Below are 18,026 nucleotides of genomic sequence, written 5' to 3'. Positions count from 1 at the left end.
GGGTGACATTTTACATGAAAACAGAAAGTATGACAGATAGAATGACGACGCAAATATCATTAAAGGATATACGTGATTATATTGCTAAAAACCATCATCAGCCTCTCACGATTGAGCATCTCGCAATCATTTCTGGTCTAAGCTCTAGCTACTTTGGAGAGGCCTTTAAAAGGGCATTTGGGCTAAGTGCCACAGATTATTTAACAGAGCTGCGTATTGGACATGCCAAACAATTATTGCGTGATACCGACCTATTACTGCGTGATATTGCTAGAGAAGTTGGCTACAGTGATGAATTTTATTTTAGCCGTAAATTTAAAAAGGAGGTGGGGGTTTCACCTTCTGCTTTCAGTAAATTAGCGCGCCAGCGTATTTCTACCTTCTCTGTGTCTACTATCGGAAATTTATTAGCTCTTGGCATCATTCCCGTTGCGGCTCCACTGAATGCTAAATGGAGTCCTTATTATTACAATCATTATCAGGACAAAATCCAAGTGCATGTGAATATATTTGATGCAGAATCAGAGGATAATTTTAGAAAATTAGCCTCAGCCAAGCCTGATATTCATATTTTTCAAGAAGAGCCCTCTCTTTCCATGCTTGATTGGCTTCAAACAATTGGCATTAAAAGTGTTTATATAGAAGCTAAGGATTGGCGAACACAACTAAGAGAAATAGCCGTTGCTGTCAAAAGGCAAAGCGTGTGTGAGTATTTCATACAGTCCTACGAACAAAAGGTATTAGAGGCTAAGCAAGAAATTAAACAAGTGACCAAGGAAGATAGTTTTGCCATTCTACGATTATGTGGCGATCAATTATTTTTATATTGCAATAAAGGGATTCAGGATGTCCTATTTACAGATTTGCAGCTCTACCCTATTGATGGGCAACAACAAACATGTAACGAGCTAATTACGCTTGATCAGTTAGTAGACATAAACCCAGATCGTTTACTATTTATCGTTTGTCCAGATTCTCAGACTCGAAATTATTGGCTTACTTTACAATACCTTGATCGTTGGAAAGAGCTCCAGGCTGTAAAAAATGGACATGTCTATGTTTTGCCATCAAATCCTTGGTTTGAATACTCTGCTATTGCGATAAATCGAATGCTAGATGAAATGTTGCTCATGTTTACCGGAAAAAATCCAAACTCTTTTCCTGTCCCCGTCCATGGTATCGTATCCGATAGTGAATTATAATTCCATTTGAGAATGATTATCAACGGAAGGAGACATTGAACTACAATGAAACACAATGGTCGTAATCAAGCGATTATAAAAGCTGTCTATATTCTGGCCACTTTAATGCTAGCTATTGGATTACTTTCTGCCTGCAATGCCCAATCAAGCAATAACGAAGAAAAGGTAGAAACACAGGTAAACTCAAACAATATTAAGGAGCAAAGAGCTTATCCATTAACCATAAAGGATGAGGCTGGCAATGAAGTAACATTACCAGCTAAGCCCACTAAAATATTCGCACCTGTTTTGGAGGATTCCTTACTAGCTCTTGGTATTAAGCCTACTATGCAATGGTCGAATGGCGTTAAACCGCAGCTCTATTTACAGGATCAGCTACAAGGTGTACCTGAAATTAGCTTTGCAAGCGGCCCCCCATCTCCTGAAACGATTATGGCAGATAAGCCAGACTTAATTGTTTTGCATAATTCGTTTTATATTGAAAATGGCACATATGAAAAATACGCAAAAATTGCACCAACCTATGTGTTCAAAAATGCAGCAACTGATATAAAAGGTTCAATTAAAGTGTTAGGGCAATTACTAGACGAGCCCGCTAAAGCACAGCAAGCTATACAGAATTATCAAGAAAAGGTGGATGTAGCAAAATCAAAGCTGGCTTCCAAAACGGAAGGCAAAAAAGTAGCGTTAATTCGCTTTAACGCCAAAGGGATGTTTTTCATGACAGATGAATATTTCAGTGGGTATGTATTAACACACGAATTAGGGTTCGAGCAAAGTAGCTACGTGAAAAATGGTGCGTTTGAAGTATCTTTGGAAATTCTACCTGAGCTAGATGCCGATTATATTTTCCTGATCAATGATGGCAATCTTGGAAATCCATTTATCAATGAACTGAAGGACAGTACTATCTGGCAAAGTACAGATGCCTTCAAAAGTAATCAGGTATTTGAAACATCTGAGGATTATTGGCTAAATGGTGGTATCCATGCACAAGGGAAAGTGATAGACGATGTATTGGAGTTTTTAGCGCCATGACAACAATGACAAAAAAACCATATGTATCAGAAACTTATTTTGAATATACCATGACATCCCACAACCAGTTAGACTATCGACTATTAATTGCAAACCCGACAGATGCACCACCAGCAGATGGTTATGCGGTTATTTATGTACTAGATGGAGATGCTCTTTTCCCAACGCTTGCAGAGGCGGTAAAATTACAAACGCGCAAACCAAAAGGCTATGAGCCCATTCTTGTTATTGGTATTGGCTATCCCTCTAAGGAACCCTTTGATATGGAACGACGCTGCAATGATTTTACCCTGCCTGTTAGTGACGGAAAGCTGCCAGCACGTCCAGATGGAACTCCTTGGCCACCAAACGGCAAAGCCAATGAGTTTCTAGACTTTATTGAACATGAACTAATGCCTGCTGTCGAAAAAGAATGGCCCATCAACAAAAAGAAACAAGCGGTTGTTGGTCATTCCTTAGGAGGTCTTTTCACACTATATGCTTTATGTGCAAGACCTCATTTATTCAGTCATATTGTAGCTGGCAGTCCCTCTGTTTGGTGGGCTGACAATGCGGTACTAAAAGTAATAGACCAATTTTCTGAAGATTGGAACGGTCAGCATGCTATTAATCTCTTACTCACAATCGGTGCTAACGAGTTGCCTGATATGTTAGAGGGAGCTGATTTAGCGGCTGAACGACTGAAGCGTTTAAGTGACCAAAACATTTATACTAATTATGTGAAGTTTGATGAGGAGGACCATGTGAGCGTCCTATCTTGTATGCTTGGTCGACTTCCACGATTTTTAGATACTTAACTAATAAAAAAGCCAAGTAGTTTTTACAAATCTACTTGGCTTTTTGATAATTATTGAATGGAAGGATCTTTATAACCAACCTTCGCATAGAACTTGTGGAAATTACCATATTTATCTTCTAATACAATTGTCACCCAATCACCATTGAAGAATTTAGCTGGATGTGTAAGTTCTTTTGTAACACGAGCTACATTTGTCGCAACTGTTCCTGTTCCCTTTGATAAAGAACTGTTTGAACCATGTAAGACTGCTTGAATCACTTGTGCAGGAGTTCTACCTGTAATAACTGAAGCATCTGTTCCAGTAGTATCAGATAAATAATAATACTTCAGTAATTCACCATTTTCATAGAATTGCGAATCAGAGCCAAGTAAATCAAATGTTGCCTGTACTTTTCTATCGTCGCCTGGTGAAGTCAAATAGGTTAGTTTTATTTCCATAAACTTCGCATCCAATGTTCTGTATAAATATTGGCCAGTATTGACAAACTTATGGCCTTCATAGCCTGGAATCATGAAGTCTCGAGTTTCCTCTTTCATTGTAACTTTTATCGTTTGATTTGCATCACTTAATGTTTTTGGTTTAATAATGAGCTTACTCTCTTTAGTGGTATCTGTCCCAACAGTATAAGTAACTGACTCGTATTTAGCTGTCACATCTACCTCATTACCATTGATATCCTTTGAGGTAATTGTCAAAATATCTGCTAAATCAACACCTGGATTTTCAAGTTTGGACTTACCATTTTCATCACGCATTATTGTTTCATTAAACGTGATTGTAAATGTATCATCGCTATTACGATAGATAAGTCCTGGGTATTGTTTATTGTCCATTGGAGAAACCATTCCAATGCTTGGTGGTGTACCATCCGAATAGAAGTTATGCTTCATCAAGCCATCAGATGTTCGATCATGGTCATTATATGAATCATTCGCCTTATAGATTGTGAAATTGCCAGGAGTGTCCTCTACACCTACATAAACGACATATTCTGTATGTGGTTTAAGGGATACACCTCTCGCATCCAATGTCCCTGAAAGACCTTTCCCAATTTTTTCAACCGATGGGCTAGCTTTAAGTTTTGATTCTAAATATTTTTCATCTGCGGGTGCAGTTAGATTGGCATCCGGATTATCAATTAGATTGCCATCCTTATCTTTAATTCTTCTTTCAACAAACCAGTAATGAACTTTTGCTGTTTCATTTGTTTCGAAGCTAATAGTAGCCTTTGTATCATCTTTTTCTTTTGCTTTAATCTCTATATTACGTAGTAAAGGAGCTTTAGTATCTTCAAATACTGTCTTAGGACCCGCGATTTTAGAAAGTTCTCCACCACGATCTCTTAGCACCATATAAATAGTATAACTATTAAACGGATCAAGTTTATTTTGTTCAATAGAGACAGGGAATTTTTGTGTAGCTGTTTCCAAATCTGCAGTACCTGAACCTCGTTGGATATAAATATCCTTTCCACCAATCTGGAAATAACCAGATTTACTAGAATCATTCCCAAATTCATTAATAAAGTCACGTTCTGTAATTTTATGATCTGTTAAATATTGTTGGAAAGTCTTCGTTTCACCATTATCTACTACTGTACTTGGTAGTATCATATAATAATATGTCCCGGCCTTATTCGGTTTAAATTCGATTTCAGCTCGTCGGAAACCATCAGATTCATCTGTTTTATTAATTGTATTTACAATTGTTACTACTGGCATTACAGTATCTTCATGTCTATACTCAGCATAATTACGAATAGGGTCACCTGGCTTCACCGTATTCGTGTTTTCAAATGCATTATCTGCTAAGTCTTTGACACCTGGTAAAACCGTTACACGTAATGTATCACCATTAACAAAACCTGTATCAGATGGAATTGTTAATAATACTTTTTTATCCCCTGCTTTATACTCAACAGCTGAAGGTTTAATTCCTTTTTCTCCAGTTACATTTACAATAACTGTACCCGTTAATAAGTAATTATTAATATCGTTAGCACTTGCAGGATCTAATGCCTCACTCACAGTCAATTCAAACTGATTATTGCTCTTTCTAACTAATTTACCTTGTTCAACATATGGATTAATATTATCAAGCTCACCAGTTTTAAAATCCTTTACAACAGCAGGATCTACAGAGTAGTTTCCTGAATCGTCCTTCATTACGACATAGAGCTGATAATCTGTCTCCGGATCAAGTCCTGTTAAGATTCCAGTTATGCCAAGTTCACCAGCTTTTGCTTTCCCTTGACCTGTTGGGTTAGCGACGATGTCTGCCGTTGTCGGGTCAGCTGCTGTTGTTTTCTTACGAACATAGTAGTAATAATCTCCAGGTTCACTTGCTGCAAATTTGAATTCAGCTCTTGTGCCTCCGTGTAAAGGTGTAACTTGTAAAGATTTCACTACTGGCGGTGATGCATCTTTCATCTGGAATGATTGTGACACAATATCAGATGCATTTTTCGAGCCGTCTACCACCATGATGTAGATGACATATTCTTTTTTCTCACCTAGATTGGATACTTTAACGGAGTTTGTACCTTTTACAGCGGCACCACTTCCATAAGCTACGTTTTCATTTGAAAGGTGATTAACCATTTCACGTTTATTTGGTACTTCGGCACCTTTTTCACGGACAATATAATAGTACGTACCGACTTCATCGGATGTGAAGTCCGCCTGAATCTCACTGCCATTTAGCACTTTGACATTTGTAATGCTAACGATAGGTTTTGTTTTATCATCAGGGTTTTGATTCTCGTTTTCATCTTTATCAATTGGTTTGCCATCTGGATCAGTAATACTGCCTATATTATCTTTATCATCAAGGAAATCGTCGAAGATATTATTCGGTGAACCATCCTTAGGTAAGATGACCTTATCGATATACGTGTAATCTCCAATATCGATTTTACCGTATAAATTATCCACAAATAATGTGCCAATTCGACCGTAGATATATAATTCAAGATCTGTGCGGCTATTGTAGTTGATCCAATCAATATTTCCTGAACCATAAATTGTTAGCGGTGTTTCTGTAGTAAGATTTAACGTACCAATATAGCCTTCAATTTCAAATTCGCGCACACTTCCTATAATGTCTACACGTGGTAATTTCATATTGGATTCGATTTTTGTACCTGTTTGAGATACTACTAGTCTCGAAACAGTACTGTTATAAAATTCAAGATGCTTTTCAACATTTTTCATTTCCTGTTTTTCGTTAGACCAGTTGACAAAAGGCTTATCTTTTTCAGGTTTTTGATTCGTCCAATTCTGAAGATCGTTTGTTGAATTGTTAATAGATGAATCCTCACCCTTAGTATTATCAGGATCTGACCAGTTGATAAATGATATATTGTTACTTGCCACACGTCCAATTGATAAAGGCTGATTATAAGTAGTAGCCCCTAAATGTAATGGTGGACGAACTGTTTCATTGACAAACATAGTACCAGTCATCTTCAGATTATTAAATTCAATATAATTACCATTAACTTCGATAGTAGCACCTAATGAACCATGATCCCCATCGAAATCAAGGAAATCCTTGCTTGTACCACTAGCATTTATAGTTAATTTAGAAATGGATAGAATCTTCTTACTAGAAAGAGTCCCTTCAATATAAGCACCCTTTAAAACTGGAGCATTATAGTCGTTAAAAATATGTGAAAGGTTTTCTGCTTTATAAGCCTTTCCATTTATATAAACGGCATCATCATCGACACTTGTAATTTTGTAAGATGTTTCATTATTTTTCTTTTCTTGTGAACGGACAACAAAAGAAGCAAATTGTCCACGATTTACAGGATCAAACGGTGAAAATGTTACAGGTGTCGTTCCTTCCGTAATGTTCAAATCGATTAGTGTTTGAATATAGATTGCATTGCTTGATTTGCTATCTACATCTTTAAAAATGTTGTTGTAACTAGGAGAAACCTCCAGATGGAATGCTAACACTAATATTTTAGCTAATTCGCCGCGAGTCATTACTTCATTGGGCATAAATGTGCCATTTGAATAACCAGACATAATGCCTGCATTTTGCAGTGCCGCTACAGATTTATAAAAATCGCTCCCCTTCGGAACATCTTTATAATAAGGGTCTTGGACATTTCTAGTATCCAATTTTAATGCCGTAGCCAGCATTTTTGCTACTTGTCCACGAGTTACATTGACATCTGGACGGAAGGTATTATCGGCAAACCCGTTAATTACGCCCTGAGAATACAATTTTAATATATCGTTATAATGAACCGAGTATTGATCTATGTCTGTAAAGGGAGAAGTAGCCGCTGCCGCCTTTTGTGGTGAAGGTACTACAACAGCAATCCCACTTGAAGCAAATACTGTTGCTATCAAGGCTTTATTTACTTTTTGGATTTTAGATTTATCCATTCCACTCTTCCTTTCACTTATGTATTTTGATACGTACAAATATCATTTTCATCATACCCTTTATATCGACCAAGAGCAGGCGAATCTTCATAGATAAATGTAAAATAGTCCAGTAAATTTATTGATAAATATAGCACTACGAGACTACTCGTACAGCCAAAAACTTCTATCGCATTTTACAACAACAAAAAAAGCCAAGGAGCATCGGTGCTCACTTGACTTTCACGATTTATAGGCATACATCTAGTCGTACTTGTGATGTCATAAGGGAAAGGGGGATAACCTTACGTCTTGTCAAGTCGATCGAGAGATGTGACCCGAATTACATATCATTTGAACATAGTTAATGGTCATTTGGCGAATGACTTACAAATAGCTTGCCCAAATGATGTTTCCATTAATCAATTACCCCAAAAATCAAAAATATAAGCTTATTTTAATTAATTTTTACTTTATTTTTTGTACGGCAATCTTAACTTGATTTCGTCCAGCTTGTTTCGCCTCATATAAGGCTCCATCAGCCGCTTCAATTAACGCCTCTGTTGTAGCAGCCATTTCTGGATATAGGGCTATCCCTGCTGATAATGTTACGGGTCTACCACATGGACTTTCCGTTTCAGCCAATTTTCCCCTCAATTGTTCCGCCACTTGCTCCGCCTCTTTGGCAGTTGTATTCGGCAGAAGCATCACAAATTCCTCGCCACCATAACGACAGCATACATCCCCTTCTCGCCCTACAGATTGCATATGTTTGGCTAAAAACTGCAGGACTTTATCACCAACAGCATGACCAAATGTGTCGTTCACGCTTTTAAAGTGATCTAAATCTAGCAAAATAATGGCATGAGGCACCTTATTTTCTAACCACTCCGCCAGCATAGCATCCATCGTTCGTCGATTGGTAACACCCGTCAATGGATCTACGGTTGATTGATCCTTGAAAAATGTAACCTGTCCATGTAAAAACGATAGACTTCGAATTAAGACATTCTTCAACGAATGGGCTTCAAAGTACCAGTCACTGACTGACTTTAAGCCTTCTACATTTTTCTTATCTAGACTTTCTTCTGTTAACGTCGCTAATTGTTGTAAAGGATTAGCAATGCGAGTCGCTGCCCAAAGCACAATAACAATTGAAACAATCATAAGCGGTACAGATTTAATAATAACTTCTTGTACTCTATCGAATGAAGGTGCCAGTGCTACTTCTAAAGGCTTTTGGGCGACAACTCCCCAACCTGTGGAAGGCACTGTACTAAAACCGGCAAGCATTTTCACTCCTTTTGTGTTGTCAACGATTTGAATCCCACTCTTACCGGACATCACAGCCTGAACGACTTTATTTTTTGTGACAACATCATTGATACGGCTTGGGTCCTGATGATAGATCACACGTCCATCTGAATCTACAACATATACGTAGGAGCCATCCTTACTATAATGTTCTCCTAATAACGTTTTAAAGGCGTTTGGTTCTTTTAGATAAATTGTTCCCGCTACCATCCCTAAGTACTCGTTAGATGCCGAAAAGATAGGTTGGGATATAAAAATAATGAGGCGTCCTGTCATCGCCTCGTAAGGCTTAGAAACTAGTGGTATTTTTTTGGCTAATGCCTCTTGTGCGCCAAGAGAAGTTAAAACCTCACCTTTAATTTCAATGGAGGGTGGTGATACAGATAAAACAAGCCCCTTTGCATTTGTTATGATTACTGAATTGAACATTTCATTTTGTAATCTTAGACGGTCTGTTTCTCTATTTAAAATTTGCTCATCATCCAAATTTTCACTCACTTGATTGGCGCTATAACTTAAAATTTGAAAGGCTTCATGAAGATAGGCGTCTGCTGTTGAAGCCAATTTCTGTGCATACACTCGATTTGTTTCAAGTGTATTTTCCTTTATGGAGTCAACATTCATTCTGTATCCGCCCCAAACACTTCCTATGCTTGTAAAGAAGAATGCAGCCATAGCTACTCCCATAATTAAATGCTTTAATTTTAACTGATGTGATTTCATTACTTCCCACCTATATATGTTAGTATGTTTATAATTTTTAACAATTAGTGCCTATTATAAGCAACAGCACTTCAATAGAAAAGGAATCTTCTGAAGAGACTCCTTCCGTTAAACGCTAGAACATATCTCTAGGATTGTATCAATAAAGAGGGTTGAATAATATGGCTATCCAGTAAACTTTCTCTTTCCAATAAGCTCTTTATTTCTCACTGAATTTTCTAATATTTGACAACAGTTGTCAGAAAGTTGATGCAGAATCTAAATTCTAAATTTTTTTACTTTTATTGTTATTCTGACATATAAAAGTAGCATTATTTATTCTATAATAAAATTAACATAGGCAAGGAAAGATTCATTCTGTTATAATACTGATTAAAATTAAATATTCTGTATTATTACAGTTTTGCACAACGCTTTTCGCACAATGGGGATTATGAGAAAAGCGCTACTCAACCATCCTTGATGGTCGTGTAGCCTACACAAAAAGGGGTTGAAAGATTTGGGTATTTTAGAGGGGTTAAAAATTCTCGATTTTTCTGCATTACTACCAGGGCCAATGGCAACAATGATTTTTGCTGATTTAGGAGCCGATGTCATACATGTTGAATCTTCCAAACGCGTCGATTTAACAAGAATTATGCCTCCTTACGATGATGATCATGAAGCATATATCCATCAACATTTAAATCGTTCTAAAAAATCGATCACGTTAAATTTGAAATCACCAGAAGCTATTGAAATTGTAAAATCTCTTGTACAAGAATATGACGTAATAATTGAAGGTTTCCGACCTGGGGTTATGCAAAGGCTCGGGATTGGCTACGAAGCTCTTAAAGAAATAAATCCACGGGTAATTTATTGTGCGATTACAGGCTATGGACAAACGGGACCATATAGCAATCGACCTGGGCATGATAATAACTACCTTTCATTAGCCGGTGTCCTTGATTATTCTCGCCATAAAGATAAAAAGCCTGTCTCCATGGGAATTCAGCTAGCTGATATTGCAGGTGGAACGATGCATGCTGCGATTGGGGTACTAGCCGCTGCCCTTCATCGTGAGAAAACAGGTGATGGTCAATTCATTGATATTAGTATGACGGATGCTGTATTTTCACTAAATGCTATGTATGGCTCAGCCTTTATTGGAGGTGGACGTGTACCACAGCCAGAACAGGAAATTTTAAACGGTGGTAGTTACTATGATTTTTATAAAACAAAGGATGGCCGCTTCTTCTCTGTCGGTAGTTTAGAGCCTCAATTTCGAAAATTACTTTGTGAAGCACTCGATATTCCTGAATTGATTGATAATACGTTCAATGATTCCTACTACACACAAATTCGTTTTAAAGAAGCTGTTCACGATGCTTTTTTATCGAAAACGTATGAGGAATGGCTAAGAGTATTTAATGAAGATTTTGAAGGTTGTGTGGAGCCTGTTCTCACATTCCCAGAAGCCTGTGAGCATCCACAGCTAAAAGCAAGAGAAATGATTGTTGCGATTCCTAAAGGGGATGGCACATTACAACAACAAATTGCTTCTCCTTTTAAATTTGATGGCTCTGCACCAGAATACAAGCATGTTGGTGCTAAGCTAGGTGAGCATAATGAGGAAATACTAAGTTCATTAGGCTACGATACTGAACAAATCAAGGCTTTAAAAGATAAAGGCGTTTTGGAATAAAAAAAGTGTCTAATACTGTCGATGAAGGACGTATTAGACACTTTTTTATACATAGGCACTAATAAATACTCGAAGATTTTCAAAATGATCATCAATTAATAAATATTTTTTATAGATTTCCATTAATTTCTCAAAAAGCTCGAATTGCTCCGTTACAAATAACACCCGTAAAATATTTAACATATGCAAGGAAGCACTCTGTGCCACGATATAGTAAGGGACATCCGGTTGACGATAATTTTGTCGCCACTCTTCTACTGACAAACCAATATGCTGTAGTGAGTTGTTCACCTGTAGAGCAATATCCTGTTGAACGTATGCCTCAATAGCAATTAGCTGTTCACTGCTATAGTTTTTTTGTACTAAAGAAGTATTTATTTTTTTGTTAGACGCTAATACATGTTCCTTTAAAAGCAGTAAGCCATCTTCATAACGTGTCGCTTTTACATAATGATCAAGTAAAATAGCATATAAGTTTTCTAAATAATTTAGTTGATAATTTTTTATAATTGCAGGTGGTGTAGGTTTCCGATTTGGCAAAAGATCTTTATATTCCAATAAAATTTCGATAGCATAATTATTTAAGCGCTCATCCTCTAATAAATATTCACCATAATGTATAACTTTTTCACTTTGCAGTTCTCTATTTGCTATATGAAATAAAATATAGGCAATTAACACTTTTTCCTTCTCTGTTAGAGCGTACATGGAGTATCGCCATTCCGCTTCAAACGAAGTTATAAAGTCTTTGACGCGATGATAGTCACCCTCCGATAAGCAATAATGTGTAACAATTTGGTAAAGTCGTAGCTGTTTCTTTGCCAAACAGCTAGATTTATTTTTATCCACATGAGTTATACACTTATCCAGTATCAGTTTATAGTTATTCACAAAGTTATCCACATGTTCACAGCTCATTTTCATAGAATGCTCGAAATGTCCCATTATTTCATAAAGAAATGTGAATTGTTCTAATGGTCTGTGGATAAAAAGTGAATAAACTTTTTTTGTGAACAGCCAATGCCAAAAAGATGTATGTTCCTTATACATCATATGCACTAAATACTCATCCTGAAATTTATATAACATAATTGTCTGTAGCTCATTCACTGGCATTTCCATCTGCATTCTTTTCCCAAAAACCAGCCAAATTAATCGTTCTAGGTCTATTGTATGTTGGGCAAAGAGCTGCTCAAAGAAAGTTTCTTTTCCTTTTTGCGTATAAAAAAAGGCATTGAGCCGATCATTCACAAATTTTGCATCTAAACCATATTTGTCAAAATACATTTGCATTTCTGTTGATGCACGGCCCCAATATTTACGTGCTGTGGAAAAGGCAATATTCATAGCCATTTCTTCGTTTACTAAAAATCGTTTGGGTAAGAGCGAAGTACCAAGTATTTTTGGATCTTCTTGCAGATCTACCTCTGCCTCTAGCCATGTTGCAAGTAAATTTTCAGCACCCTCTACATTACCTTGTTTATATGTCATGAATAATTGCTCATCACAGTCCAACAGCATACAATTGGAGCCTCCCATCAAGTTCGACCAACAAAGATCTACCCCTATCTTTAAAATTCATGTTTTTAACACTCTTTCTTCAATATAACAAATCTTACCTAACATATGCTAAAAAAATAGTGGTATGCCTATCAAAAATGCATGCGAATAAAAAAATCCATCTATGAAGTGAATACTTCGCAGATGGCATCTTGATCACCAAAATTGTGGATATTTTCGTGTTTCTCTTAAATTATTTATTAACAGACCAAAGAAAACAATAATGACTGCCCCTATTAATACAGGCATAATTAAGTAACTCCAGCTATAGCCTCCTAAAATAATAATGATAGGATTGGCGCCCGCAGGTGGATGAATAATGCCTAACAAGGCCATGAAAAATATAGTTAACCCAACACCAAGGCTGATGGACAACATACTCGAACCTAATGTTGAATACAATACTAGACCAATACATGCAGAAACCAAATGACCACCGATAATATTTCGAGGCTGAGACAATGGCGCATTCCAAACGACAAATACAAGAACGCAGCTCCCGCCAAGAGATGCCATTAACCAAGGTGCATTTGTATAATTTGTTAACAAAAGCAACACAAAAATACAGATTAGACCACCTATCGCTCCAGTAAAGGCATCAGCAAAATTTGTCCGAGAGGGCGCATGTCCGCCTCCCTTCATCTTTAAAATAAAGGGCTTTATGATATTCTTTTTTTCAATTTTATTTCCTACTCGCACTAATTCTGACATTCAGCACCGACTTTGCTATTTCTCTATTTTTTATACTTATATATTAATGGATATTAAACTTTTATCATTATATCAATCCATCATAACATTTCAATTCTAACTTCAAATTTCCGACAAATAATCACTTTTTCCACTCACAACTCCTACAAAAAAAGCAAACCTTTGAAAGTTTGCTTTCCTACAAATTGATTTGTTAATCGTATTGTTTTTTCACCGTTTTATAAATTCGGACCTTTTTCAGTATCGTTTTAGGTACTTGGAAAGTAGCTGTGACCATCCCTGGATGACGACCAATTTCTATAGAGCCTGTGATGGTTGCTCTATTTAATACCTCTGGTTCAGGTAACTCGAATAGCTTGGAAGCACGACGAATAGCATTATCAGTTGCCTCATTTAATGTTTTGCCAGAACCAACGATCGATACAGGGAATGCCTCTTCAACCTGCTTTACCCCAAATTCCTCTGCTAGTTCACGAGCACGACGCTTTTCTTCCTTTGTAAAAGGCTTTGCTGTATACGGTAAATCTTCCTCATTTGGTAGTAATATGGGACCTTCCAATGCTACTTTCTTCAAGACACTAACTTGAAGCTGTACAATTCCTGCTACATCAGTTGTATGTCCTGCAATCTCACCATCTCCCTGCATGGCATGCATATCTCCAATGTATACGCCACCGCCAGGAACCTTTACAGGACAAATAATCGTTGCACCTTCACGAACTCTGCTAATATCCATATGTCCATCAGTACGATGTAAATCCAATTCATCCTGTGTAAAGGCATATTCATGTGGTGCCCCAATTAAAAATGAACCAAAATCACCCGCATTATGAGAATCTGGCATTGCCTTTGAAGGGGTTGTACCAAGCTGACCTAAAAATGGGCGCATTCTGGCCATGACACCTATTATGTCACTTGGTGCTAGTGCAACAACGGGATTTTGAGTAGAGTTTTCAGGTGTTCTCATGTAATTTTTGGCATCAAGGGCAATACGACGGGCACCCTCTCGTCCAACCGTTACACCTATTTGCCCTTTATGATCAAACGTCATTGTGTAGCCATTCGTCATTTTGAATGGTGCTGTCTCTGTGTCACATGTCGAACAGCGAATTGCTTGAGGACCTATACCTTTAACAACTGTGCTTGGGTGGAGCTTGCCACAGCCTGGGCATTTTACGGAAACAAATGGATCACCAATGAATCGATCTGTAATCGCCTCATCATGACCAGAGGAAGTGGCCAGTGAAGTAACCTGAATAGACTTAATTTTAATGACGATGGCGTCCCCCACCTCAGCCCCCTCCACAAAAACAGGCTTCGTTACTTCATGTCCACCCCGTATAGTTGGTGTTAGCATGGGCCCCCAGCAGCCAGGTGTGGTATTGGCAATAATTGTTCCTCCATCTTTAACTGGCCCAAGCATTTCTTGTGAAGGGTCCAAAATACCATCTATGAACTCATTTACGAACAATGTCTCAGCGGCTTGCGGTTGCTGTATAAAGTCACTTTCTAGTCCCTCTTTGTCAAGCACTTGCAATTCGTTTGTCATTTTTCGTCACGCTCCTAGTTTGTCTTTTTATGTATGAGATTATATGTAAAAAAACGCTCTCCACATACGCAGAGAGCTATTTTTTTCTATCATGAGCAGCCTAAACTACTTGGCACAATTAATTATTCATATATAAATCAAAAATATGTGAGAAATCTTCTTTTTTGTACTGATCTTTATGATCAATCATCCAAGTATTCGCAAAGCGGGTAATTGCCTCAAATGATGCTGATGGAGAAATATTATCATTGCCAATTCGTCCAAGTGATGAAGAAGCAATATGTAAGCTTTTTTCTGCTACTTCTAACTTATAGGCATTGTTCTTTTGTTCGTAGCTAATCGCATGTAGTGCTTTATATAAATCTTTAATGTCATCAATAAAGCGTTTATGAATGTCGATGGAAAGTGGAGAATTACCGATTGTAAACTTAATTTCGACATCAAGGTCAATTGTTCCTGCTGTTTCGAGAAAAACATCTGTAATAGCGTACATAGAATAGTCATAGCGACGTAGTAATCGTTTTTTACTCATAGCGCTTTCGCCATCTACATGGAGAATGGCACGGTTTGTAAAGCAGTATTCATCTGCCTTCGTTTTAATTAAAAAGTAAATTTTCTCATCAATTTCATGTAGTATAAAATCATCTGCATCTGTTTTATCATAATCCTCTCGTTGAACGACTACTCCAATATCAGATAATCCTAATGCATCCGCAGCTATTTTTTTAAACATTGCCATTCCTCCTCATTCGTTTATACTCTTTTTACGTTTAATAGCTGTAAAGGTTTCATTCCCCCAACTTCATTTTTAATAATTGTGAACGTAAGTATACAAAGTCTTTTCTTAGTAATACTTCATTTACTCTTTTCAGTACATTTCATTTATAATGATGTTCATAACATATAAAGATTCTTTCAAAAAGAAAGTATTCATTAAAAGAAAGGTTGTGTGAATAAATGCAAGAGCCAACCATATTAGTAGTCGATGATGAGGTAGATTTAGCTAATCTTCTAAAGGTAAGTCTGCAAAAAGAAGGCTATAAACAAATTTATACAGCTGGCTCCATTCAGGATGCTTGGACAAGCTTTCAGCAAACAAGTCCCGATATTGTGCTTCTAGATGTCATGCTTCCTGATGGGGAAGGCTATGATTTATGTAGACGAATCCGCGAAGTATCGCATGTACCCGTGCTCTTCATGTCTGCTAAAAATGAAGAAATTGATAAAATTTTAGGACTTGCCATTGGAGGCGATGATTATATTACAAAACCCTTTAGCCCTAAGGAAGTTGCCTACCGTGTAAAGGCACAGTTACGTAGAGCTGGCTATCAAACACACGATACAATTTTGAGCATTTCAGAAAAAACGATACAAGTTGGACCCTTCCAGCTTAACGCTGATGAAACTGAAGTACACAAGGATGGGGTTTTATTGGAGTTAACGGCTAAGGAAATTGGTTTAATGGCATGTTTTATGAACAACCCTAATCGCATTTTAAGTAAAGAGACTCTTTTTGAGCGTGTCTGGGGAGAGGATTTTTTCGGTTCTGATAATACAGTCATGGTGCATATTCGACGTCTGCGTGAAAAAATTGAGCAGGATGCCTCTAAACCTTTTTTTATCACAACTGTAAAAGGCCTTGGGTATAAGTTCGTCATACCAAAAGAGGCGCAAGGATGAAGTGGAAATTGACCGCACGCTTCCTCTTTTCTGTTCTATCCATTGTGATCATCGTTATTTTCGTCAATACAGCCATTCTCATGGGGCTCCTGTCATATAGACTTATTAATGATTCTCATGGAGCTACTGAATCGAAAGAAGAAGACTTCGTACGGAATTTTCAGCAGTACATTGAAATAGGAAATGGAGCAGCTTCTATAAGTACAGAAGGACTCGAACAGTTGCATCAGCGAAATGCTTGGATTCAATTACTTGATATGAATGGTCAAGTCATTGGTTCTCAATTTGCTCCAGATGAAGCACCTTCCCATTACAAACCCATTGATTTGATACAAGTGTACAAATATAAAGAATTTGATGCTGATACGACAGTTTATGTTGGTGTCAAAGATGAGGTTAGTTATCTTGTTGGCATTAAAGGGAGTAATGTTGCAAGATTAGTCATGCATATTTCTGGCCCTTCTTTGTTGCAGTTTGCTGGTAAATTCGGATTATTCATTGTTATTGCTGATTTAATAGTCGCTGCATTGGTTGGCTGGCTATTTGGTCGTACGCTAACGACGCCTCTCTATGCCTTGATAGAACGCATTCGTCATTTAAAAAACCATGAGCATCAGTCAGTTAAAACACCTGGTGGTGTATATAAAACTGTTTTTGAAAATTTAAATGAAGTATCTAGAGAACTAGCTTTACATGAGCAGGAACGCAAACGTCTTGAAGTGATGCGTGAGGAATGGATTAGCAATGTCTCTCATGATATGAAAACACCGCTTGCCTCTATTCGTGGCTATGCAGAGCTTTTAGACGACGAGACACTCACCTCTCAAGAACAGGCCGAGTATGCTCAGATTATCGAGAAACAGTCATTGCATATGCAAGAGTTGCTCGATGACTTAAATTTAACGATGCGCTTAAGACATCAGCAACTACCGCTCACTCTACAAGACGTCAACATGGTACCGTTTATTCGTGAGATTGTGATTGATACATTAAATACCCCACAGTTTGAACTTGCCAATATAGAGTTTGAAGCAACCTCAGAAAACTATCACCATCTCATTGACGAACATTTTATGCGCAGAGCTATCATGAACTTTTTACACAACGCCCTACTTCACAACACGCCTGATGTATCTGTCCATGTATCTATCGATAAAGACTCCATTACGATAGCGGATAATGGCAAAGGGATCTCTGCGGAGGATTTAGATCATATTTTTGAGCGCTATTACCGCGGTACAAATACGGATAATACAGTTGGTACCGGCTTAGGCACCGCCATTGCTAGAGATATTATTGAAGCCCATGGAGGTACTGTTACTATTACTTCAGAAGAAGGTAAGGGTACCACCGTTACCATTTATTTAAAAAAGGAGCAGCCCTAGT

At 37.5% G+C, this 18,026-nt stretch carries 12 protein-coding genes; 6 read left to right on the top strand and 6 right to left on the bottom strand.

The window, feature by feature from the left end:
- The first annotated feature begins 14 nt into the window (after nt 1-14).
- Genes MKY80_RS01050 through MKY80_RS01040 form a run of 3 tightly spaced genes read left to right on the top strand, consistent with a single transcriptional unit; the run spans nt 15 to nt 3,037 of the window.
- The gene (locus tag MKY80_RS01050; protein ID WP_328038443.1) at nt 15-1,202 is read left to right on the top strand and encodes an AraC family transcriptional regulator; all 1,188 of its coding nucleotides are present in this window, start codon (nt 15-17) and stop codon (nt 1,200-1,202) included.
- A 45-nt stretch (nt 1,203-1,247) separates the two neighbouring features.
- Nucleotides 1,248-2,240, top strand: coding sequence for an ABC transporter substrate-binding protein (locus MKY80_RS01045; RefSeq protein ID WP_089986913.1), 993 nt, complete (start codon nt 1,248-1,250; stop codon nt 2,238-2,240).
- Nucleotides 2,237-3,037 carry an alpha/beta hydrolase-fold protein gene (locus MKY80_RS01040; RefSeq protein WP_342531559.1) on the top strand — a complete coding sequence of 267 codons (801 nt, stop codon included), beginning with the start codon at nt 2,237-2,239 and terminating at the stop codon, nt 3,035-3,037. The genes MKY80_RS01045 and MKY80_RS01040 overlap by 4 nt, the downstream gene beginning before the upstream one ends.
- Before the next feature lie 50 nt (nt 3,038-3,087).
- On the opposite strand, the gene MKY80_RS01035 is transcribed toward MKY80_RS01040, so the two are convergent.
- Both MKY80_RS01035 and MKY80_RS01030 read right to left on the bottom strand, forming a co-directional pair.
- Entirely contained in the window at nt 3,088-7,440 is a 4,353-nt protein-coding gene (locus tag MKY80_RS01035) for an S-layer homology domain-containing protein (RefSeq protein ID WP_171365889.1), read from the bottom strand.
- A gap of 447 nt (nt 7,441-7,887) precedes the next feature.
- A complete protein-coding gene (locus tag MKY80_RS01030) occupies nt 7,888-9,456 on the bottom strand; it encodes a sensor domain-containing diguanylate cyclase (RefSeq protein ID WP_089986910.1) in 1,569 nt (522 codons plus the stop codon).
- 499 nt (nt 9,457-9,955) lie between these two features.
- On the opposite strand from MKY80_RS01030, the gene MKY80_RS01025 reads away from it, so the two are divergent.
- A complete protein-coding gene (locus MKY80_RS01025; RefSeq protein ID WP_089986909.1) occupies nt 9,956-11,140 on the top strand; it encodes a CaiB/BaiF CoA-transferase family protein in 1,185 nt (394 codons plus the stop codon).
- Between the two features lie 45 nt (nt 11,141-11,185).
- Here MKY80_RS01025 and MKY80_RS01020 read toward each other — a convergent pair whose 3' ends face one another.
- The 4 genes from MKY80_RS01020 to MKY80_RS01005 all read right to left on the bottom strand — a co-directional run bounded on the left by MKY80_RS01020 (nt 11,186) and on the right by MKY80_RS01005 (nt 15,693).
- Complete coding sequence (locus MKY80_RS01020) at nt 11,186-12,631, bottom strand: hypothetical protein (RefSeq protein ID WP_241652838.1); 1,446 nt, start codon at nt 12,629-12,631, stop codon at nt 11,186-11,188.
- 225 nt (nt 12,632-12,856) lie between these two features.
- Nucleotides 12,857-13,411, bottom strand: a complete 555-nt coding sequence (locus tag MKY80_RS01015; RefSeq protein ID WP_089986907.1) for an HPP family protein — start codon at nt 13,409-13,411, stop codon at nt 12,857-12,859.
- Nucleotides 13,412-13,604: 193 nt separating this feature from the next.
- Nucleotides 13,605-14,960, bottom strand: a complete 1,356-nt coding sequence (locus MKY80_RS01010) for an acetamidase/formamidase family protein (RefSeq protein WP_090003021.1) — start codon at nt 14,958-14,960, stop codon at nt 13,605-13,607.
- A 118-nt stretch (nt 14,961-15,078) separates the two neighbouring features.
- Nucleotides 15,079-15,693, bottom strand: a complete 615-nt coding sequence (locus tag MKY80_RS01005) for a PH domain-containing protein (RefSeq protein WP_036122248.1) — start codon at nt 15,691-15,693, stop codon at nt 15,079-15,081.
- 224 nt (nt 15,694-15,917) lie between these two features.
- Here MKY80_RS01005 and MKY80_RS01000 point away from each other — a divergent pair, with 224 nt between their 5' ends.
- Nucleotides 15,918-16,640 carry a response regulator transcription factor gene (locus MKY80_RS01000; protein ID WP_089986905.1) on the top strand — a complete coding sequence of 241 codons (723 nt, stop codon included), beginning with the start codon at nt 15,918-15,920 and terminating at the stop codon, nt 16,638-16,640.
- Nucleotides 16,637-18,025 (top strand): HAMP domain-containing sensor histidine kinase, encoded by a 1,389-nt coding sequence (locus MKY80_RS00995; protein WP_342531550.1) that lies wholly within the window; start codon nt 16,637-16,639, stop codon nt 18,023-18,025. The genes MKY80_RS01000 and MKY80_RS00995 overlap by 4 nt, the downstream gene beginning before the upstream one ends.
- Nucleotide 18,026: the final 1 nt, after the last annotated feature.

It is taken from the genome of Lysinibacillus sp. FSL R5-0849, assembly GCF_038595075.1.
Classification (GTDB): Bacteria; Bacillota; Bacilli; order Bacillales_A; family Planococcaceae; genus Lysinibacillus; species Lysinibacillus fusiformis.
Note: the sequence above shows the minus strand (reverse complement) of the source record. Positions and strands in the feature narration are given on the sequence as shown.